The sequence below is a fragment of the Sphingomonas endophytica genome (assembly GCF_001476895.1).
Taxonomy (GTDB): domain Bacteria; phylum Pseudomonadota; class Alphaproteobacteria; order Sphingomonadales; family Sphingomonadaceae; genus Sphingomonas; species Sphingomonas endophytica_A.
In genome coordinates, this window is sequence record NZ_LDTB01000026.1 from 1 (window position 1) to 15,613 (window position 15,613).

At 68.4% G+C, this 15,613-nt stretch carries 11 protein-coding genes; 2 read left to right on the forward strand and 9 right to left on the reverse strand.

Annotated elements, in window-relative coordinates; genetic code table 11:
* A partial coding sequence (locus NS334_RS08690) for a PepSY-associated TM helix domain-containing protein (protein ID WP_193753040.1) occupies window positions 1-897 on the forward strand: 897 nt, incomplete at its 5' end.
* Here NS334_RS08690 and NS334_RS08695 read toward each other — a convergent pair.
* Both NS334_RS08695 and NS334_RS08700 read right to left on the reverse strand, forming a co-directional pair.
* Window positions 837-2,045: a multidrug effflux MFS transporter gene (locus NS334_RS08695; protein WP_058755582.1), complete on the reverse strand. Its 1,209-nt coding sequence runs from the start codon at window positions 2,043-2,045 to the stop codon at window positions 837-839. The genes NS334_RS08690 and NS334_RS08695 overlap by 61 nt on opposite strands.
* 43 nt (window positions 2,046-2,088) lie before the next feature.
* Window positions 2,089-3,270, reverse strand: coding sequence for a M24 family metallopeptidase (locus NS334_RS08700; RefSeq protein ID WP_058755583.1), 1,182 nt, complete (start codon window positions 3,268-3,270; stop codon window positions 2,089-2,091).
* A 123-nt stretch (window positions 3,271-3,393) separates the two neighbouring features.
* On the opposite strand from NS334_RS08700, the gene NS334_RS08705 reads away from it, so the two are divergent.
* Window positions 3,394-3,711: a PilZ domain-containing protein gene (locus tag NS334_RS08705; RefSeq protein ID WP_058755584.1), complete on the forward strand. Its 318-nt coding sequence runs from the start codon at window positions 3,394-3,396 to the stop codon at window positions 3,709-3,711.
* Here the strand turns inward: NS334_RS08705 and NS334_RS08710 are convergent.
* From NS334_RS08710 to NS334_RS08740, 7 genes are all read right to left on the reverse strand, one after another.
* Entirely contained in the window at window positions 3,693-5,459 is a 1,767-nt protein-coding gene (locus tag NS334_RS08710; RefSeq protein WP_058755585.1) for a glycogen debranching protein, read from the reverse strand. The genes NS334_RS08705 and NS334_RS08710 overlap by 19 nt on opposite strands.
* Window positions 5,456-7,075, reverse strand: a complete 1,620-nt coding sequence (locus NS334_RS08715) for an alpha-D-glucose phosphate-specific phosphoglucomutase (protein WP_058755586.1) — start codon at window positions 7,073-7,075, stop codon at window positions 5,456-5,458. Before NS334_RS08715 ends, NS334_RS08710 begins: the two co-directional genes overlap by 4 nt.
* Window positions 7,072-8,520 (reverse strand): glycogen synthase GlgA, encoded by a 1,449-nt coding sequence (gene glgA / locus NS334_RS08720; RefSeq protein WP_058755587.1) that lies wholly within the window; start codon window positions 8,518-8,520, stop codon window positions 7,072-7,074. The genes NS334_RS08715 and glgA overlap by 4 nt, the downstream gene beginning before the upstream one ends.
* 1 nt (window position 8,521) lies before the next feature.
* Window positions 8,522-9,784, reverse strand: coding sequence for a glucose-1-phosphate adenylyltransferase (gene glgC, locus NS334_RS08725; protein WP_083500351.1), 1,263 nt, complete (start codon window positions 9,782-9,784; stop codon window positions 8,522-8,524).
* Window positions 9,785-10,034: 250 nt separating this feature from the next.
* Window positions 10,035-12,221: a 1,4-alpha-glucan branching protein GlgB gene (glgB, locus tag NS334_RS08730; RefSeq protein ID WP_058755588.1), complete on the reverse strand. Its 2,187-nt coding sequence runs from the start codon at window positions 12,219-12,221 to the stop codon at window positions 10,035-10,037.
* Window positions 12,218-14,632 carry a glycogen/starch/alpha-glucan phosphorylase gene (locus NS334_RS08735; RefSeq protein WP_428835047.1) on the reverse strand — a complete coding sequence of 805 codons (2,415 nt, stop codon included), beginning with the start codon at window positions 14,630-14,632 and terminating at the stop codon, window positions 12,218-12,220. The genes glgB and NS334_RS08735 overlap by 4 nt, the downstream gene beginning before the upstream one ends.
* A 37-nt stretch (window positions 14,633-14,669) precedes the next feature.
* A complete protein-coding gene (locus NS334_RS08740; RefSeq protein WP_058755590.1) occupies window positions 14,670-15,572 on the reverse strand; it encodes a YihY/virulence factor BrkB family protein in 903 nt (300 codons plus the stop codon).
* Window positions 15,573-15,613: the final 41 nt, after the last annotated feature.

Below are 15,613 nucleotides of genomic sequence, written 5' to 3' on the forward strand. Positions count from 1 at the left end.
CATCTCCACAGCCTCGTGCTGGCGGGCTGGGTCGGCAACTGGCTGATCGAGATCGCGGCGGGCTGGTCGATCGTGCTGGTGGTCAGCGGCCTGTACCTCTGGTGGGGGCGCGGGGGGACCGTCGGCGTGCGCGGGCGGGCGCGGGGACGGCTGTTCTGGCGCGACCTGCACGCGACGACCGGCCTGTTCGCGGGCGCGCTGATCCTGTTCCTGGCGATCAGCGGCATGCCGTGGAGCGCGGTGTGGGGGCGTAACGTGCAGGCCGGCGTGGCGGGTGCCGGCTGGGGCCGCCCGGCCGCGCCGGTCGGCGACACGCACGCGGGGCACGATTTGCCATGGTCGCTCCAGCAGCATGCGATGCCGAGCGGGCAGGCGCCGCGCATCACCGCCGATCGGGCGCTGACGGCGGCGGAGGCGCGCGGGATGGCGCGCGACTGGACAATGACCTGGCCGAGCGCCCCCGGCGCACCCTATCTGGTCAGCGCGACGCTGGGCCCGTCCGGCGCGGCGCATGTCGTCTATGTCGATGCGGGCAACGGCCGCGTGTTGCAGGACGCGCGCTTCGGCGACTTCGGTCGCCCCGCGCAGGCGATCGAATGGAGCGCCGCCGTCCATCAAGGGAAGGAATATGGGGAGGCAAACCGGCTGGTGATGCTGGCCGCATGCCTCGCGCTCGCGCTGCTGACGATCACCGCGCCGGTGATGTGGTGGAAGCGTGGGCCGCGCGGTCGCACCGCGCTGCCCGACGCGCGCACCGGGCGCGGATTGCTGGCGATCATGGCGGCGGCGGGCATCGCGTTCCCGCTGACCGGGCTGACGATGCTCGCCGCGCTCGGCTATGGCTGGGTGACGCGCGCCAGCCGGGCGCGGAACAACTGCCCTTCCTCCACCACATAGACGATCGCGAATACCGCAATGCCGATTCCCAGATAGCCCAGGGTCATCGGCAAGGTGGTGCCGGCATAGGCCTGACCGATCGCCGATCCGACCAGCACCGCGCCGACGCTGGTGATGAAGCCCTGCACCGATGAGGCGGTCCCGGCGATCGCCCCGACCGGCTCCATCGCCATCGCGCCGAAGTTCGACCCGCACAACCCGATGCAGGTCATGCTGAGCGACTGGAAGACCATGTAGCTGGTCAGCGTCTCCCATCCCATCCACACCACCGACAGGTGCGCCAGCGACAGGACGATCAGCGCCAGCACCGCCGTCTGCGAGATCATCCGCGTCCCCAGCCGTTCGACCAACCGGCTGTTGAGGAAGGACGCCACCCCCATCGCGCCCGCGCAGATCGCGAACAGCAGGGTGAAGCGGTCGCCCGCGCCGAATTCGTCGACGAACACCTGCTGCGCCGACGACACGAAGGCGATGATCCCGCCGAAGGTCAGCGACGCGGCCAGCGCGTAGCCGAGCGAGTAACGGTTGGTCAGCGTTTCGCGGTAGCTGCTCGACAGATTGGCGATCGAGATCGCGCGCCGCCGCTCGACCGGCAGGGTTTCGGGCAGGCGGAACAGCGTCCAGAGCAACACCAGCCCCGCGAACCCGCCCAGCGCGTGAAACACGAACCGCCACGGCCCGATCGCCAGCAGTCCCTGTCCCAGGGTGGGCGCGAGAATCGGGACGAGGAAGAAGATCATCTGCGCGACCGACATCGTGCGCGCCATCTGCCGCCCCGACGCATTGTCGCGCACCACCGCCACCGCGATCACGCGCGTCGAGGCCGACATCAGCCCCTGCAGCACGCGCGCGCCCAGCAGCGCGCCGAACGTGGCGGACGCGGCGGCGAACACGCTTGCCCCGACGAAGCCGAGCAAGGTCGCCACCAGCACCGGCTTGCGCCCATAGCGATCGGCGAGCGGGCCATAGAGCAATTGCCCGACGCCGAAACCCAGCACATAGGCGGTCACAACCCATTGCCGGTGGTTGGCCTCCGCGATCCCCAGATCGTGCCCGATATTGGCGAGCGCGGGGAGCATCAGGTCGACCCCCAGCGCGTTGACCGCCATCACCGCCGCAACGAAGACGACGAACTCGGTCGGGCGCATCCCTGGCGGGGCGGCGTGGGCTTTCATGGCATCATGTCCGTGATCAGTCGAAAGGTCGGTCGATGGATGGTTGCGGCGGGGTGAACCATGCCGCTCCAGCGTCCGTGACGTGGAAATGATCCTCCAGCCGGATACCGAAACGCCCCGGCACGACGATCATCGGCTCGTTGGAGAAGCACATGCCGGGTGCGAGCGGCGTGGTGTCGCCGCGCACCAGATAGGCGGGCTCGTGGATCGACAGGCCGATGCCGTGCCCGGTGCGATGCGGCAGCCCGGGCAGGCGATAGTCCGGCCCCAGCCCCTCGCGCACCAGCACGTCGCGCGCGGCGGCATCGATCGCCTCGCACGGAACGCCCGGCGCGACCGCGGCGAAGGCGGCGGCCTGCGCGGCATGTTCGATGTCCCAGATCGCGCGCACCTCGTCGGCGACCGGCCCGAAGGCGTAGGTCCGGGTGATGTCGCTGTGATAGCCGTGGACGCGGCACCCGGTATCGACCAGCACCATATCGCCTTCCGCCAGCGCGCGGTCGCCCGGAAGACCGTGCGGATAGGCGGTCGCCTGCCCGAACTGGACGATACAGAAGGTGGAGGGGCCGCCGCCGAGCGCGCGATGCGCGTCGTCGATGAAGCGGACCACCTCGCTCTCGCGGATGCCGGGCGTCAGGATGCGCGACGCGGCGGCCTGTACCGCAAGCGTCATCTGCTTCGCCTCCGACAGGAGCGCCAGTTCGGCGGGCGATTTGATCATCCGGCACCCGTCGATCGCCCCCGCACCGTCGACCGTGGTCAGCCCGGCCGCCGCGATCCGCCGCGCCCAGCCGAAGAACAGCAGCGGATCAAGCGCCAGCGTCGCACCTGCCGGGAGCGCGTCGGCGACCAGCGCGACGGGATCCTCATCCTCTTCCCAGAGCAGCAGATCGGCGGCGATCGTCAGCTCGGCCTCCAGCGTGCCGCGCTCGAACGCCGGGCACACCAGCTTCGGCGTGCCCGTGACCGGCAGCAGCAACGCGACCAGCCGCTCGCTCGGCGACCAGGGTACGCCGGTGAAATACTGCAGCGACGCCCCCGCCTGCACCAGTAGCGCGTCGGCGCCCTGTTCCGCCGTCAGCGCACGCGCCCGTTCCAGCCGCGCGGCGCGCTCTTCGCGCGTGATCGCGGGCGCGCGCGCGCTCCACGGGCGCAGGGCCGCCAGTTCCGCCGCCGCGCTGGATCCCCCGATCGTCATGCCATACCTCGCCAAAATGGGTCAGCCCCGCCCCGGACGCGGCAGGACAATAACATAGGTAGTTACCGCTTCTTTACTTCTGCCGCCGTACCCCGGTCGGGCAAGAAGAAGAAAGAAGGGGCCATGGCATCCAAACCGCTGATCGACAACCGTCGTGAACCACGCCTGCCTGCGGAATGCCGGGGCTTGGCGCGGCTGGCAGTCTCGATCGAGATCCTCGACGCGTCCGCGGCCGGATTGCGCGCGCGCACCACGCTGCCGCTGGTCATGGGCACGCTGCTGAAGCTGTCGCTGCCCGGCAATGCGGAGCGCCACGCCCGCGTCGCCTGGGTGGACGGCAACGTGTTCGGTTGCGAGTTCATGAAACCGCTGAGCGCCAAGGAACTGCGCGATCTGGTGGACGCGACCGCCAACGCCGCGCCCTACGCGATCTGTGAGTGACCTGACTCCGGCGCGATATCGACGCGCCGCGCCACGCGATCGACGGTGATCGTGGCGTCGCCGCGTCGCAGGACGAACCCGTCCGCCCGGTCCCAGTCCGCGTCGCGCATCGGCTGTCCGTCGAGCCGCCACCAAGTCGCGTCATGCGCGATGGCGGTATCGGCCAGCGACGCGCAGGCCGCGCGGCGCCGCGCCAGATCGGCGACATGGTCCTCCAGCGCGCGGTCGCGCCCCTCCCAGTCGAGCCATAGCAACTGGTCCTGCGCATAGGCGTTGTTGTTGCCGGCTTGCGTACGCCCGAATTCGTCGCCGGCGGTCAGCATGATCGTGCCCTGCGTGGCATAGAGCGTGCCCAGCAAGGCCCGCCGATCGGCCGCGCGGCGCGCCTGGACGGCGGCGTCGCCGCTCTCCCCCTCCGCGCCGTTGTTCCACGCGATCTCACCGGCGTGACCGTCGCGATTGTCCTCGCCGTTGCCATGATTGTGGCGATCGGCGAACGCTACCGCATCGGCGAGCGTGAAGCCGTCATGCGCCGCGACGAAGCTGACGCCGCGTGCCCGCTCCGGCCCGAATATATCGCTCGATCCCATCAGCCGGGTGGCGAGCGCCCCTGCCCCGCCATCGCCGCGCCAGAAGCGGCGCACGTCGTCGCGGTAGCGGTCGTTCCATTCCAGCCAGTCGTTCGGGAACGCACCCAGTTGATAGCCGCCCGGCCCTATGTCCCACGGCTCGGCGATCAGGATGCGCGAGGCCAGCAGCGAATCGGCCGCGATCTCGGCGAAGATCGGCGCGGCGCGGTCGAAGCCGGGGCCGCGCGCCATGACGGTCGCCAGGTCGAAGCGGAAGCCGTCCACCCCCGTTTGGGTCACGAAATGACGCATCGTATCGAGCGCCAGCGCACGGACCGCCGGGTCGGCGAAGTCGAGCGTGTTGCCGGTCCCGGCATCGTTGATGAGCGTGCCGTCCGGCGCATGGGCGTAGGCATGGTTATCCAGCCCCCTGAACGCCAGCGTCGCGCCGGACCGGTCGCTCTCGCCGGTGTGATTCAGCACGATGTCGAGGATCGTCCCGATCCCGGCAGCGCGGAGCGCCGCGACCGTATCGCGCACCTCTTCGATACCGCCCGGTGCGAGGCGCGGATCGAGCGCCATCGGCACGACCGGGTTATAGCCCCAGCCGTTGGTGAGCCCCAGCGGCGGCAGGTGGCGTTCGTCGATCCACGCGACGATCGGCATCAATTCGACCGCACCGACCCCGATCCGCGTCAGATGCGCGATCACCGACGGGTGTGCGAGTGCGGCGATCGTCCCGCGCTGCGCCGCCGGCACATCGGGGTGCCGCATCGAGAAGGCGCGGACATTGACCTCGTAGATCAACCCGCCGGGCCGGAACACCGGCGGCAGATCGAGCGGCGGCAGCGGCGCGGTGACGATCGCCCGTGGCACCAGCGCGGCGGTGTCGACGCCGCGTTCGGCCAGCCGGGGATCGTAGACGAACCGCCGGTCGAGCGTCACCGCCTCGGGATCGACAAGCAGCTTGGCGGAGTCGAATGGTGCCGGGCCATCGGCGCGGAAGGCGTAGCGTGCCCCCGCCTCCACCCCTGCGACCTCGGCACGCCACCATTCGCCGTCACGCACCATCGCGACGCGGTGTTCCACGTCGCCCTCGAACAGGCACAGCCACACCGCCCCGGCGCGCGGACCGCGCACGGCGAAGACGGTACCGGTCGCGCCGGGTCGCGCGCTCACGTGATGACGTCGGGCTGCTCGCGGCCGCTGTGCTGGCGGATGCCCGCGATCGCATCGGCGGCCGCGACGATCTCGGCGAGCATCGTCGCCGTCTCCGCATCCAGATCGCCGCCGACCGGCTCGTAGCGCTCCAGATACACGCGCAAAGTCGCGCCACTGGTCCCGGTGCCCGACAGGCGGAAGACGACACGGCTGCCGCCCTCGAACAGCACGCGCACACCCTGCTGGCGGCTGACCGAGCCGTCGGTCGGATCCTCATAGGCGAAGTCGTCCGCCGCCGCGACGGTCAGCGCGCCAAAGGACGTGCCGGGCAGCGTCGCCAGCTTCCCGCGCAGCTCGCCCATCAGCGTGTCGGCCGCCGCGCTGTCGACGCCCTCGTAATCGTGGCGGGCGTAATAGTTGCGGCCATAGGTCGCCCAGTGATCGCGCGCGATCCGGTCGACGCTCTTGCCCGTGGCCGCCAGGATGTTGAGCCAGAGCAGCACCGCCCATAGCCCGTCCTTCTCGCGGACGTGATCGCTGCCGGTGCCCGCGCTCTCCTCGCCGCAGATCGTCGCCATGCCGGCGTCGAGCAGATTGCCGAAGAACTTCCAGCCGGTCGGCGTCTCGAAGGCGGGGATGTCCAGCTTCTCCGCCACCCGGTCCGCCGCCGCGCTGGTCGGCATCGAGCGGGCGATTCCCTTCAGCCCGCCCGCATAGCCGGGCGCCAGATGCGCATTGGCGGCGAGCATCGCGAGGCTGTCGGACGGGGTGACGAACCGCCCGCGCCCGATGATGAGGTTGCGGTCGCCGTCCCCGTCAGAGGCGGCACCGAAATCGGGCGCGCCCTCACCCATCATCGTATCGTAGAGCGCGCGGGCGTGGACCAGATTCGGATCGGGGTGATGCCCGCCGAAATCCTCCAGCGGGGTGCCGTTGCGGACCGTGCCGGGCGCGAAGCCCAGGCGACGCTCCAGAATCTCGGTCGCGTACGGCCCCGTCACCGCGCTCATCGCGTCGAACGCGACCGTCAGGCCGGCGGCACGAATCGCGTCGAAATCGAACAGCGTTTCCATCAGCGCCGCATAATCGGCGACGGAATCGATCACCTCGACGGTCATCCCCTCGACCGTTACCTCGCCCAGCGTGTCGAGATCGACATCGGCGCTGTCGGCGGCGTGCCACTCCGCGATCGACAGCGTGCGCGCGTGGATCGCCTCGGTGACCTTTTCGGGTGCGGGGCCGCCGTTGGCGACGTTATACTTGATCCCGAAATCCTCATCCGGACCGCCGGGATTGTGGCTGGCGGACAGCACCAGTCCGCCGATCGCGTTGCGCTGCCGGATGACGTTCGAGGCGGCCGGGGTCGAGAGGATGCCACCTTGGCCGACCACCACGCGCCCGAACCCGGCGGCGGCGGCCATGCGGATCGCGGTCTGGATGACGGTGCGGTTCAGGTAGCGCCCGTCGCCGCCGATCACCAGCGTCGCACCGGCCTTGCCGCTCACCACATCGAACACCGACTGGATGAAGTTCTCGGCATAGTTCGGCTGCTGGAACACCTTCACCTTCTTGCGCAGCCCGGAGGTGCCGGGCTTCTGGTCGGTGAACGGCGTGGTCGAAACGGTGCGGATCATGCGGACAGCAGCTCCCGGTAGAGTTGTGCGTAGCGGCGCCCGCTGGTGTCCCAGGAGAAATCCGCCGCCATCCCGGCCCGCTGCAGCGACGCCCAGCGATCCGGTTCGGCAAACAATTGTATCGCAAGCGCAATGGCATACGCCAGTGACTCGTGCGTGACGGCGTCGAACTGGATACCGGTTGCCACGCGCGCGTCGAGCGCGGCGGCATTGGCGTGAATCACGGTATCCGCCAGCCCCCCGGTGCGTGCGACGACCGGCACGCAGCCGTAGGCCAAGCCGTAGAGCTGAGTCAGGCCGCACGGTTCGAACCGAGACGGGATCAAAATCGCGTCCGCGCCGCCCTGCATCAGGTGCGAGAGCGCCTCATCATAGCCGATGCGCACGCCGACGCGGCCGGGATGCCGCTCGGCCGCCTGGCGGAAGGCGTGTTCGAGCCAGGCGTCGCCCGAACCCAGCAGCGCCAGCCGCCCGCCGCCGGCAACCAGCGCGTCGACCGTGTCGGCCAGCACGTCCATGCCCTTCTGCCACGTCAGCCGGCTGACGACGCAGAACAGCGGCCCGTCATCCGGTTCCAGCGCGAAGGCCGCTTCCAGCGCGCGCTTGTTGGCGGCGCGCCCCGGGAGACTGGTGCGGTCATACGTCTCCGCAAGCGCGGGGTCGGTCGCGGGGTTCCACACCGCCGGATCGATGCCGTTGACGATGCCGTGGACGCGTCCGGCGCGGGCGCGGATCAGCCCTTCCAGTCCCATGCCGAAGTCCGGACGCAGGATCTCTCCGGCATAGGTCGGGCTGACGGTGGTGATGGCGTCGGCCGCCTCCAGCCCCGCCTTCAGGAAGCCGATCCCGCCGTAATATTCGACTCCATCGACCGCGAAGGCGCGATCGGGCAGTGCCAGCGACGCGAAAATACCGGGGTCGTAGCGGCCCTGGAACGCGATATTGTGGATGGTCATCACCGATCGCACCCTTCGCGCGGCGGCGGGGGCGAAGCGCAGATAGGCCGGCGCCATCCCGCTCTGCCAGTCATGCGCGTGGAGCAGGTCGAACCGGAAACCCCTGACCGCGCCGGACGCGATATCGGCGGCCGCGCGCCCGAATGCGGCGAAGCGCCGCCAATTGTCGTCCCAGTCCCGGCCCGCGCCATCGCCATAGGGCCCGCCCTCGCGCGCGAAATAGCCCGGGGCGTCGAGGACCAGCAGCTTGTGTCCGCCGAGCGTTCCCGACAGCAGCCGCGCCGGCGCGCCGATCAGGTCGGGCCAGTCGTGGAGCGCCGCCGCCCCCTCCACCGCCGCCATCACCTTGGGATAGCCGGGCAATAGCGTCGTCACGTTCACGTCGTGCGCGGCGAGCGCGGCCGGCAGCGCGCCGACCACGTCGCCGAGCCCGCCGGTCTTGACCAGCGGATACGCCTCCGACGCGACCGACAGGACCGAGATCGTCACCCTATAGCTCCAGCCGGTCGATCATCGGCTGGGTGATCAGGCATACGCCCTTGTCGGTGCGGCGGAAGCGATGCCCATCGAGCACCGGATCCTCGCCGACGATCAGTCCCTCCGGGATGATGACGCCGCGATCGAGCACGACCTTCCTGAGCCGCGCATGACGCCCGATCTTGCAATAGGGCAGCACCACCGCCTCATCGAGCGACGAATAGCTGTGCGCGCGCACGCCGGTCGACACCAGGCTGCGGTGGACGTTCGCGCCGGAAATGATCGTGTCGCCGGCCACCAGACTGGACACCGCCTGCCCGCGCCGCCCATCTTCGTCATGGACGAACTTGGCGGGCGGAGTCAGCTCCGAATAGGTCCAGAGCGGCCATTCGCGATCGTAGAGGTCGAGCTGGGGAATGACGTCGGTCAGGTCGATATTGGCTTCCCAATAGGCATCGACCGTGCCGACATCGCGCCAGTACGCGGCCGGTTCCTCGGGCGAGCGGACGCAGCTAGCGGAGAAGCGATGCGCGTGCGCGTGACCGTGCCTGACCAGATAGGGGATGATGTCCTTGCCGAAATCGCGGCTCGATCCCTCCGTGGAGGCGTCGCGGCGCAATTCCTCGATCAGCAGCTTCGTATTGAAGACATAGATACCGAGGCTGGCCAGCGCGACATCGGGCTGACCGGGGATCGACGGCGGATCGGCGGGCTTCTCGACGAAGTCGACGATGCGGTCGTTCGCATCGACGTGCATGACACCGAAGGCGACCGCCTCCATCCGCGGCACCTCCATGCACGCCACCGTCACGTCGGCACCGCTTTCGCAATGCTGGCGCAACATGATCTCGTAATCCATCTTGTAGATGTGGTCGCCCGCCAGGATGACCATATATTCCGGCGCGCTCTCCGCGATGATGTCGATATTCTGGTACACCGCATCGGCGGTGCCCTCATACCATTGAAACTCGCTGATGCGCTGCGACGCCGGCAGGATGTCGAAGCTTTCGTTGCGTTCCGGGCGCAGGAAGTTCCAGCCGCGTTGCAGGTGCCGGATCAGCGAATGCGCCTTGTACTGCGTCGCGACGCCGATCCGCCGGATGCCGGAGTTGATCGCGTTGGACAGCGCGAAATCGATGATGCGGCTCTTGCCACCGAAATACACCGCCGGCTTGGCGCGCGTATCGGTAAGCTCCTTCAACCGGCTGCCCCGCCCCCCGGCCAGGACGTAGGCCATCGCGTCGCGCGCCAGCGGCTGACCTCTGCGTTCCTCCACGTCAGGCTCTCCTTCCCTGCATCTTTACTATGCGTTCATTGCTCGTTAACCATAACGTCATCCGGCGGTAACAGCCCAACCGGACGATCCGAGTTCGTGCGTTTCAAAAAGAAAACCGTGACCTAGAGAGGATTGCCGATGCACCAGGCTCATATGCAGCGCACGTCCGATGGTCTGATTCGCGGCGTCGCCACCGCGCTCGTTCCATCCGTCCTGGCGTGGAGCGCGATCATCGTCGCGGTGAAGCACATCATCTGACATCCGGCGCGGCGGCCGGCTCCAGTTCGAGCATGATCGTGGCCAGCGGCGGCAGCGTGACGTCCGCATGGCCATCGGTCGCCACCACGCCACCCAGATTGCCGAGCCCCGATCCCCAATAATCGTGGGCGTCGGAATTCAGGATCTCGCGCCAGCGGCCGTCGTGCGGCACCGGCACGCGATAGGGCATCCGCGCCACCGGGGTCATGTTGACGATCACCATGACCGGCGACGCGCCCGGCGCGGTACGCAGCCAGACGAACACCGAATTGTCGGCATCGTCGCGCACCAGCCACTGGAATCCGTCCGGCTCGCAATCGCGGGCGTGAAGCGCGCGCTTCTCGCGATAGAGGCGGTTCAGGTCGCGCACCAGCTTGCGCACCCCGTCGTGCGCGGATGAGTGGAGCAGATCCCAGTCGAGCGGGCGCTTCTCGCTCCATTCCTCGCGCTGCGCGAATTCCTGCCCCATGAACAGCAGCTTCTTGCCCGGATAGCCCCACATCATCGCATAATAGGCGCGCAGATTGGCGAACTTCTGCCAATCGTCCCCGGGCATCTTGGTCAGCAGCGAGCCCTTGCCGTGTACCACCTCGTCATGGCTGAGCGGCAGCACGAAATTCTCGTCGAAGGCATAGACGAGGCCGAAGGTGATGGCGTCGTGGTGATGCTTCCGGTGGACCGGCTCACGCGCCATGTACTTCAGCGTGTCGTGCATCCAGCCCATGTTCCACTTGAAGCCGAAGCCGAGCGCGGTGCGCGGTGCCTCGTCATACGCGGGGGCGGACACACCGGGCCAGCTCGTCGATTCCTCGGCGACGGTGAACACGCCGGGCTGACGCTGGTAGAGCGCGCGGTTGGTGGCGCGCATGAAATCGACCGCTTCCCAATTCTCGCGCCCGCCCTCGGCATTGGCGATCCACTCGCCATCCTTGCGCGAGTAATCGCGGTACAGCATCGACGCGACCGCATCGACGCGCAGCCCGTCGACATGATAGCATTCGGCCCAGAACAGCGCGTTGTTGACGAGGAACGCCGACACCTCGCGCCGCCCGAAATTGTAGATCGCGGTGTTCCAGTCGGGGTGGAAGCCGAGCCGGGGATCGTCATGCTCGTACAGCGCGGTGCCGTCGAAGCGCGAGAGGCCGTGCGCGTCGGTCGGGAAATGCGCCGGCACCCAGTCGAGCAGCACACCCAGCCCGGCGCGGTGCGCGCCGTCGACGAAGCGCGCGAACCCCTCGTGATCGCCGAACCGCGCGCTGGGGGCGTACAGGCCGGTCGTCTGATAGCCCCAGCTCGGATCATAGGGATGCTCCGAGATCGGCATGAACTCGATATGGGTGAACCCCATCGAGACCGCATAGGGGATCAGCCGCGCGGCCAGTTCGTCCCACGACAGGAACCAGCCGTTTTCGTCGCGCTGCCAGCTGCCGGCGTGCACCTCGTAGATGCTGATCGGGGCGCGGCGCGGATCGACCGATGCCCAGGCCTCGCGATGCGCGGCGTCGCCCCATTCGTGGTGCATCGGCGCCGTGGTCAGCGAGGCGGTCTTGGGCCGTAGTTCCGACGCAAAGGCATAAGGATCGGCCTTGAGCGGCTGGAGCGCCCCGTCCGGGCCGGTGATCGCATATTTGTACGCGCGGCCGGCACCGATATCGGGAAGGAAGATCTCCCATACGCCGGTGTCGTTGCGGCGACGCATCCCATGGCGCCGCACGTCCCAGTCGTTGAAGTCGCCGACGACCGCGACGCGGCGCGCGTTGGGCGCCCAGACCGCGAAATGTACGCCTTCGGCGCCCTCATGTTCGATCAGATGCGCGCCCAGCTTGTCGTGCAGCCGGAAATGCGTCCCCTCGTTCATCAGGAAGTCGTCGGTGGGGCCCAGCACCGGGCCGAAGCTATACGGGTCCGTCACCCACCATTCGACACCGCCGCCCTGCGCGACATAGCGCAGCGGCTGCGGGTCGCCGGCGATCACGCCCTCGAACAGGCCACGATCGTCGACGCGGGGCAGCGTGCCGAGCAGCGCACCGTCCAGCGCGCGCGCCGTCACCGCCTCCGCACCCGGAATCCAGACGCGCGCGAAGGTGCCCTCGGGCCCGCGATGCGCGCCGAGCAGGGCGAAGGGATCCTCGTTGGTGCCGTCCAGCAGCGCGTCGATCGCGGCGGCGGGCGGCCTCACTTCACGCCCCAGATCTCACGCGCATAGTCGCCGATCGTGCGGTCGGACGAGAACCATCCCATGTTGGCGACGTTGAGGATCGCCGAACGCTGCCATCCGTCGCGATCATTCCAGCGCGCGTCCACCGCGCGCTGCGCCGCCGAATAGGCGTCGAAATCGGCGGCGACCATGAACCAGTCGTGGTCGTACAGGCCGTTCATGAGATCGCGGTAGCGGTTCGGGTCATCAGGGGAGAACACCCCAGAGGCGATAGCGTTCACCGCCTGCGCGAGTTCCGCCGAATTTTCTATGACCGCGCGCGGATCGTATCCGCCGGCACGCTGCGCGGCGACCTCGTCGGCGGTCAGGCCGAAGATCACGATATTGTCGGCACCGACATGATCGCGGATCTCGACATTCGCCCCGTCGAGCGTCCCGATCGTCAGCGCGCCGTTCAGCGCGAACTTCATGTTGCCGGTGCCCGACGCCTCCATGCCGGCGGTCGAGATCTGTTCGGACAGGTCGGCGGCGGGCACCATCCGCTCCGCCAGGCTGACGTTGTAATTGGGGACGAACGCGACCTTCAGCAGTCCGCCGATCGACGGGTCGGCATTGACGCGCCGCGCGACGTCGCCGGCCAGCTTGATGATGAGCTTGGCCTGGTGATAGCTGGACGCCGCCTTGCCCGCGAACAGCTTGACGCGCGGCGTCCAGTCACGCTCCGGATGGCTGCGGATCTGGTCGTACAGCGCCACCGTCTCGATGATGTTGAGCAGCTGGCGCTTGTATTCGTGGATGCGCTTGATCTGCACGTCGAACAGCGCGGCCGGATCGAGCCGCAGTCCCATCTCGCCGCGCAGGTAATTGGACAGCGCGACCTTGTTGGCGTGTTTGACGGCCGCGAAGCGTTCCCGGAACGCCGCATCGCCGGCGAACGGTGCGAGCGCAGTCAATGCCTCCGCATCGTCCATGAAGCGGTCGCCGATCGCTTCGGTGATGAGCGCGGTCAGGCCGGGGTTGCATTCCTGCAGCCAGCGGCGCGGGGTGATGCCGTTGGTCTTGTTGTTGATCCGCTCCGGATACAGGCGGTGCAGGTCGGCGAAGACGGTGGTCTTCATCAATCCGGTGTGGAGCGCGGCGACGCCGTTGACGCTGTGCGCGCCCGCGAAGGCCAGGTTCGCCATCCGCACGCGCCGCTCCCCGCCCTCGTCGATCAGGCTGATCGCGGCGATCGAGCGGTCATCGATCCCCTCGACCTTGCGCGCGGCGCGCAGCAGCTTGGCGTTGATCGCATAGACCAATTGCATGTGGCGCGGCAGCAGCCGCTCGAACAGCGGCAGCGGCCAGCTTTCCAGCGCCTCGGGCAGCAGGGTGTGGTTGGTATAGCCGAACGTCTTCTGCGTCAGTTCCCATGCCTCGTCGAAGTCGAGGCCGTATTGATCGATCAGCAGCCGCATCAACTCCGCCACGGACACCGCCGGATGGGTATCGTTGAGCTGGATCGCGGCACGATCCGGAAGCGTGCGGATGTCGCCGAAATACTGGACGTGGCGCCGCACGATGTCCTGGATCGACGCCGAGGAGAAGAAATATTCCTGCCGCAGCCGCAGTTCCTGCCCGGCCGCGGTCGAATCGTTGGGATACAGGACGCGCACCAGCGTCTCGGCGCGCAGCTGATCCGCCATCGCGCCCTGGAAATCGCCGCGGTTGAACGCGTCGAGGCGGAACGGATCGAGGCTGCGCGCGGTCCAGAGCCGCAGCGTGTTGACGCGCCGCGCGCGCCAGCCGACCACCGGCGTGTCGACCGCCATCGCCTCGACGATCTCGGCCGGCTTCCACGTCACCGCGCCGTTTTCGTCGCCGTGCACCTCTCCGCCGAAGCCGATCACATAGGCGCTCTCGCGGCGGCGGAATTCCCACGGGTTGCCGTATTGCAGCCACGTCTCCGGCAGTTCGACCTGCCAGCCGTCGTCGATCCGTTGCCGGAACATGCCGTTCACGTAGCGGATGCCATAGCCATAGGCGGGCAGGTCGAGCGTCGCGAGGCTCTCCATGAAGCAGGCCGCCAGCCGCCCGAGCCCGCCGTTGCCGAGCGCGGCGTCGGGCTCGATCTCCTCCAGCGCGGTCAGGTCGACGTCCAGTTCCGCCAGCGCCGCCTTCACCTCGGCGCTGGCCTGCAGGTTGGCGAGCGTGTCGCGCAGCAGGCGGCCGATCAGGAATTCGAGGCTGAGGTAATAGACCCGCTTCGCCCCCGCCGCATGGGCGGCCTTGCTGGACACCATCCAGCGTTCGATGATCTCGTTGCGGACGGTCAGGATCGTCGCGGCCAACCAGTCGTGCGGCAGCGCGGCCTGCTCGTCCTTGCCGATGCGATGGACCAGGGTATCGAGGATGTTCAGCGCCAGCGCACCGCGCTGACGGCCGGAATCGATATCGCTCACCTTCACCCCCCAGTCTGTCGCCCGAAGCCTAGGCGGGCGGCGCGGCGCCAGCAACGGTTTCGTGCGGTGTTCGCGCACGATAGGCCTGCACGTCGAGCGCGGCGCCCAGCAGGAACGCATAGACGCTGAGCCACAGCCACGTCAGCGCGACGATGATCGCGCTGAGCGAGCCATAGGTCGCGCCGTAATTGCCGAAATTGGCGACATAGATGCTGAACCCGGTCGTCGCGATCAGCCACACCGCCGTCGCCGTCACCGTCCCCGGCGTCGCCCAGCGCAACCGCGCGTTCGGGCGGTACGGGCCGAAACGGAACAGCAGCGACGCGCCGGTAATGACGATCGTCGCCAGCAGCAGATAGGTCGCGAGGCGGATCGCGGCGAGCACGATGCCGGGAAACCACGGGATCAGCGCCCCGACGAACGCCACCACCGCGCTGGCAGCGATGCCCAGGAACACCAGCACGATCCCGCCGACGACGATCGCGAACGAGGTGAGCGTCCAGACGAGGAAATTGCGCCGGTCCTTCACCTCATAGGCGACGTTCAGCGCGGTCATCATCGAGGTCGCCGCCTTGCTGCCGCCGTAGAGCGCGATCAGCAGCGCGACGATCAGGCCCAGTCCCTTCTTGCCCTGCGACCCGGACGTGACCGTATCGAGCTGTTGCCCGATCAGCGTCGCGACATCGCCCGGCAGCATCCGGAACAGCGCGCGGATATCCTCCTGGACGGTCAGCGGATCGGCGAACAGGCCGTAGGTCAGCACCGTCACCGCGAGGATCGGCGCGATCGAGGAGATGATGTAGAAGGCGCCGCCCGCCGCGATCAGCCCGAGATTGTCGTCGTTCGAGGCGACATAGGCGCGCTTCATCTGCCCCCACCAATCGCGTCGGAACGCACGCCACAGGTCGGCGGAGGACAGATCGATCTTCATTACGGGGCCGAACGCAGCGGCGCGGCGGAGGCTCCCGGCGG